Annotated in this window: 2 protein-coding genes; one reads left to right on the top strand and one right to left on the bottom strand. The window is 56.1% G+C overall.

Translation table 11 applies throughout. The features are described from left to right. The first annotated feature begins 1,352 nt into the window (after positions 1 to 1,352). The gene (locus tag ABIB91_RS41450) at positions 1,353 to 2,789 is read left to right on the top strand and encodes an MATE family efflux transporter (RefSeq protein WP_354253304.1); all 1,437 of its coding nucleotides are present in this window, start codon (positions 1,353 to 1,355) and stop codon (positions 2,787 to 2,789) included. Positions 2,790 to 3,638: 849 nt separating this feature from the next. On the opposite strand, the gene ABIB91_RS41445 is transcribed toward ABIB91_RS41450, so the two are convergent. Beyond that, positions 3,639 to 5,294: a class I adenylate-forming enzyme family protein gene (locus tag ABIB91_RS41445; RefSeq protein ID WP_354172929.1), complete on the bottom strand. Its 1,656-nt coding sequence runs from the start codon at positions 5,292 to 5,294 to the stop codon at positions 3,639 to 3,641. Positions 5,295 to 6,203: the final 909 nt, after the last annotated feature.

Below are 6,203 nucleotides of genomic sequence, written 5' to 3'. Positions count from 1 at the left end.
CGTCCATTGTGAGCACCCTTGCCCAGGATGACTCTTCTAACGGTGCTGCTAGGACTGCGCACAAACAATCTGAAGGGCCTCAGCTCTACGCTTACAGACTACCGCCCTGCTCGCCAATTCGATCGACGTGTGAATGAACGGTTTGGGCCGACAGCCGCGCTCTCGACCCGAGCACGTAGTCTACATTTCTCAGGCGAGCTTGGTGGCTATCTTTATCATAGGCCCACGTAGCGACGGTGTGACGCGTGACCTGGTCGATGAGTCCGACTACGGCCCGGGTGACTTGTTGCCCGGCCTGACTTGCCGCAGATGACGATGAAGCATAGGGAGTCGAACTCTTAGTGTACCGCATCGCCATTGCGCCAGCCGTCTGGTCATGTCGAACCCAGCGACGAAATCGCGTGCTGAAGAGACTTTCGCCCCTCTTTCACAGCTCCGGACGCAAGACTCTCGTGCCGTTTGGCTCTCAACCGACGCTCGCAGAGACAAACGGCTTTTGGTTGCGTCGCGCAATGCGTCCCATTCCATGGACCATTGCGCGTTCTCCGCGGCTGGACAGCGATAAACTCACTATCGAGAGTGACCTCGCCCCACGGGCTTAATTCAGTTTGAGGTTTGCCCTGGCCCAAAACGAGGGCCCGCTTTGGTACCGTCTGGCGTGAGCATCTATGCGCAGAGAATACAGGATCGGACACGGATCTGCGTGGACGTTTACCGGCATTCCAAGCTGATCTCTAGTCATATTTTGCGGCAGCTCGGGCAATCGGCCGGCCAAAAGCTGCCGCCTAGTTTAACGACGCCCCAGCGCTTCGCCCCGTTGTCACGAGGCCAATGCCCACTCACGTTGAGCGCAATTCGATTCTTCAACAAAGATGCTCGATATCATTCGTCACAACGTTGGATTCCCAACACGCTGTCGATCCGACGGCGGCCCGAATGCAAAATTGTTCGAGAGATCAAGGTGGCGTAGTTGGCGCCAATCTTGAACATGGCATGGCTTCGGCACCTCTGCTCAAGGACTCGCAATGACAACTTCTGGATATATAAAACGTGGAACTTCGACCGCCACATCTCAGGCATCCACCTCGCGAGGTAACTCGCTATGGCGAACTCGCCGGGAAGCGCTTAGTTGGTCCGAACTCAACTTAGCGGGCCATGACGTCCACTGCGTCGTTCTTTGCGCTGAACCGGCGCGAAGAGATCGATCCGCTCGCCGGACACGATGGAGATATTAATCCCTCTAATAAACGCCACCCAAATGGATGAGGAGTCCTACTGTGTCGCGCGGCGGCGTAGGCTCTCACTCCGCCACCTCACTTATGACGACTAGAAGCCGTTGGGCGAGGCAATCTGTGTATCATTGTTTTGTGGGCAGAATACAATCAGCTTTGCGGTTCTTACGGGCCAGACCGCGCATTGATGTTCATTTAGCTGTGGAACTTCGTGAGACCGCGAAGCTCGCGCTTCCCATTGTGCTGACGCAAGTTGGACAGATCGCAATCATGACAACCGATCTGTTCTTCATCGGCAGGTTCGGCACTGATACGCTAGCTGCGGCAGCGTTGGGTGGCCGACTCTATCTCGTTAGTTTTACGTTCGGCGTGGGACTATTAGCGGCGACCGCACCATTGATAGCGCAAGCATTCGGGGCACACAATCTAAACGTAATACGTTGCTCGCTGCGCGCTGGACTCTGGGTGGCGGCTCTTCTATCGATCCCGATCACTACACTTGCTCTGCACGGAGAAGAAGTATTGCTCGCGCTTGGTCAAAGGCCAAGCGTAGCGCGGGTCGCTCAGCAATATCTGTTCGGGCTGGCCTGGGGCGTGGCGCCAGCGCTGTGTTTCCAGGTCATTCGTAGCTTCATGAGCGCGGTAAATCGGCCGGCGCCGATCTGGTGGATTACACTTGGAGCCGTACCAATAAACGCACTGCTCGATTGTTTATTGATCTATGGGAAGCTCGGCTTGCCACGATCGGAGCTGTTCGGAGTGGGTCTTGCAACTGCCCTAGTGAATTGGGTGACGTTCTCGGCTGCTCTGTGCTTGGCTAAGTTGCACCCTACTTTTCGTGACTATCATGTACTGTCACGTATGTGGCGCTGCAATTGGCTCCAAATACGACAGCTGATGGTGATCGGGATCCCAATCTCGATCGCCACTCTCATGGGCTATGCCGTCTCGCTTGCAACGGTGCTCTTAGCGAGCCGGATCAGCACTGGCGCGATCGCCGCCCATCAGATCGTGGCTCAACTCGCCGCGATCCTGTTCATGATCTCTTACGGGATCAGCACGGCGGCGGCCCTACGCGTTAGTCACGCGTCCGGACGCCAGGATGAGCTAGGCGTCAGGCGGGCAGGTTTTGTCGCGATGCTGCTCGGTATCGTAATCACCGCGGTAGCGACCGTTGCGATTGTCTCTGTTCGGGTTGAGATCAGCCAGTTCTTTTTGGGAGACTCGGTTGAAGATGCTCCCGCCACGAGCAGATCGGCTGCAAAACTCCTTCTGGTCGGCGCGATCTTCTACATCTCTGACGCCCTCGCGACCATTGCGACAGGTGCCCTGCGAGGGCTAAATGACACGAGGGGACCCCTTCTGATTGCCTGCGTGTCCTATTGGTGTATCGGCATCTTCGTTGGCTACGTGCTTAGTATGAAGATGGGCGTCGGCATTGTTGGTATTTGGATCGGCTTATCAACCGGCTCGACCGTCTACGGGGGACTTCTGGTCTGTCGGTTTTGGCTACTGACAACCAGATCTGTTCTCCCAAAGAAACCTGCATCTGCATAAACCGAGCGGAATGAGTCCGCTTCCCAAGCGTATTAGGTGTCTCGGTAATTTCCTCGGTCAAGCTGAGAGACCGAAATGATCGAACGACGCGCAACCATAGCGCTCCCGAGCTGTCTCAAGCAAGTCACGACATGGCCGGAGATCACCCCGCGCACGTACGATTGCGTCGATTTTGTGAAGCTGCCAAGGGCGGCCCTTTGCGTTCACGTCGCGCCTAACAGATGGCGCATGAATTGTTGAACTCGACCATAGTCTCTATCAACTGCTCGCGAATTCATTTATCGATTAACTACATCCCAGGCGTATGCCAGGTTAGCCTTTCCCCCTGAATTTCTGGATTCAACGAAGCCGCGCGTGCGGCCGAGGCATTCGAGGACGGTATTAACGGCAATTCTGTCGGAGCAAGAGTTTTCAAAACGCAACCATTCAAACAGGAGGTTTTCCGATGGCGCAGGTGAGGGAGGAGGACGTTGACGCATTCCTCATCTGTTGGCGACGGCGATATCCTGGACTGCACTCAACAAGACCGTCTGTGTTGTTGCGATTCTTCCTAAGACCCTGGCCGTGAACGCTGGTTTAAGGCACATCTTCGCTTCCGCGTGCAAGTCACGCCCGCCTCCGCGTCCGGGCTCAATTCGGAGAGCTCCTGTTTCCGAGATCACCCGAAATGTATCGACCGCGGCGCCTTCAAGAGCGTCGCTGAGCTGAAAGGGCCATCATACAATACCTGAAAAGCCACGGTGCCGGTCCAGACCCCTCGTCTGGACCAAGTCTGCGAGCCGAGATCTTCGAGAACGTCGCCCGAGCGAACCGAACGTTTGTGTCACGACCCTAGCCTAGGCTGAAAACTCAGCGCCAGCGCTTCTGCTGGGTATCATAGGTGCCGGAAAGCGGGTCGCTGACGGCCATCAACTCTCGTTTGAGTATCTTATTGCTAGATGTGGTCCTAGGGAGAACCGCAGCAAAGGCGATGTACCGCGGCACTTTGAACGCGGCAAGCCGGGCGCGCGCATGCTTGAGAATGCGCTCCACGGGCAGATCGTCAATTGTGAAGCCTGCTTTCAGCTCGACGCAAATCTTGATCTCCTCGCCGCGCTTCGGATCGCGAACGGGCACGGCGGCCACATCGGCAATCTCGCGAATCTCGCGAATGACGGCCTCCACCTCGCGCGCAGCGATGCTCTCGCTTGAACGTCGGATGACGTCCTTGGTGCGTCCAACCAGCCAATGGAATCCCAGCGTGTCGCACCGTAGCAGGTCCCCAGTCTTGAACCATTCACCCGAGAACGAGGCAGCATTCTCCTCTGGCGCATTCCAATAGCCCTTGAGGATGCCACGACCACTCACCCACAGTTCGCCGACTTGGCCAACCGGTGTAGATGTACCGTCGTCGTTCATCAGGCGAAGGTTACGAAATGGCGCACGAACCCCCACTGAACCAGAATCGGCCATCTCATCAACGTTGTTCGGCATTTGTGTACCATACCCGATTTCCGTCATCCCGTAAGCGTCCTGGGTGCATACTCGAAACCGGTTACGGAGTTTGCGTTGTGCCTCGGGACCGCAACCCCACGTTAGCGTCTGCTTCAAGCACGTCGCTCCGTCCTCGTCAGCAACTTCGGCCTGACGGGCTATCAGGTCAGGAAAATAGCACCACTCGATGCGGTGCTGCTTGATCCAATCAACAAAGCGCGTCGAGCTAATGGAGGGAGCCAAGTAGAACGTGCCGCCCTGCCGATACGACTTTAGAAGATGTTCTTGCGGATCAGCATAGAAGAACGGTTGTGCAGATAGATACCGCTGGTACGGCTGCGCGTCGCCGCAAGCCCCCTGGTACGAGCGCACGCCCCAGTAATCATGAGTTAACATGCAGCCCTTCGGAAAGCCCGTTGTCCCCGAGGTATATTGAATGTTCAACAGGTCGTCCGGGCGAACGTCCTCATCGACCAGAGACTCGTCAGCGCCCTTAAGCAGTTCATCGAGCGTAGTGGCTGCCGAGTCGGAACGCTGTCCAACGAGAATTACTCCCTCCTTGCTGAGGTCTGGCGGCCAAGACACCATCGCCGAGAATACTGGCTTTGCGGCCTCATCGACCACGGCAAACTTGGCCCGTGTATCTCTAAGTACGTATTCGATCTCCCTCGCAGTAAACCGCATGTTGATTGGGACCATTACGGCGCCGAGCTTGGCGATTGCGAACCATAAAATCGGGAACGCGATCCGATTGGGAAGCATGGCTCCGATTCGATCTCCCTTTCGTACGCCGAATGCACGTAGCGCATGCGCGTATCTGTTGGAGAATCGTTCCACTTCGGAGTAGGTCGCGCGCTCTCCCCGGTCGAAGACGTCGATTGCAGTTGTTGAGGAGTGCGTTCTGGCACGCATCGAAACAAGTTGTCCCACCGTGATCGTCTCATATTCCCGTTCAAGGGTCTCGATTCTAGACAAAGACTTTCCGAGGCGCAGTCGAAATTGCCTTTGTGACACTTTCTCGAACTTAGTCATGGGAAACCTTCTGGTTCAGAAGACGAGAAGCAAGCCCACTTACGGGGGAACGTTGCATTTCAGAGCTTATTGACGTTTCATTCGTGCGAGGGTCCGCCCTTGTCTCGCTGTTACTCAGTCCGTTGTCGCGCACGCGAGAGACTGAGGATAAGTTTGATCATGCGCTGCAAGACCCGCAACGCGCAACTCCTTACTTGTGTAACGGCGCGCACCGAACACGATTTAGCGCCCCTCGCAGGTTGCTGCCCGAGCGATCGCAAATCTCATTAAGAGCCTGAGCCTGAGCCTGACAGTCATTTTCTTGAGCATTGACCTTCATGATTTGCTTTGGAGCAATTAGCTTGGCTTTCCATTACTGCAATGTGTCATGTCGTGAACAGGTGTAACGACCTTTGTTAGCGATGTAAGCTAGATCATCGATACGAGACTGAGAACTACCTGCCCTGGTGGGCACGCCAGGATCAGCTTAGAACGAAGATGGCGGATGCATTCATGTTCGTGGCCTGCACCGTACCGGCTGAGTGCCATGGAATAGACGCGTATCGCGGAGGTCTGATCAGGCCGTGGGCTGAACAGGACATTATTCGATTGGCGGTTCATTAAGCCGGCTTGCGGGATCGGCGATGCAGGGCAACTCATCCATAAACCCGGCGGATCAATCTGCGGTCATGACCAGCTTTTTCATGAAGTCGGCGCGGCGATCAGTTCCGAGCCGAAAAGAGCGTCTTCCTCCAGTGACGGCCGCCTTCTCGGGTCAAGGCGAGCGCTGTGTAACCGCCCTTCTGACAGACAGCTCGGCGACATAGCCTTTTGCGCGTAAGCGCTCAGCCGGGGCCCTATTGAGCCTGGCTTGACGCCTTGCGGAAGCGCCACGGCATGAGGTCGCCGATTCTGCTATGGGGATGGCCG

This window comes from Bradyrhizobium sp. JR4.3, from assembly GCF_040547695.1.
In the GTDB taxonomy this organism is placed as follows: Bacteria; Pseudomonadota; Alphaproteobacteria; order Rhizobiales; family Xanthobacteraceae; genus Bradyrhizobium; species Bradyrhizobium canariense.
Note: the sequence above shows the minus strand (reverse complement) of the source record. Positions and strands in the feature narration are given on the sequence as shown.

Bases quoted from the DNA above. Each gene is read 5' to 3' on its own strand.
- ABIB91_RS41445 (WP_354172929.1), bottom strand. From the start codon at position 5,294: ATGACTAAGTTCGAGAAAGTGTCACAAAGGCAATTTCGACTGCGCCTC.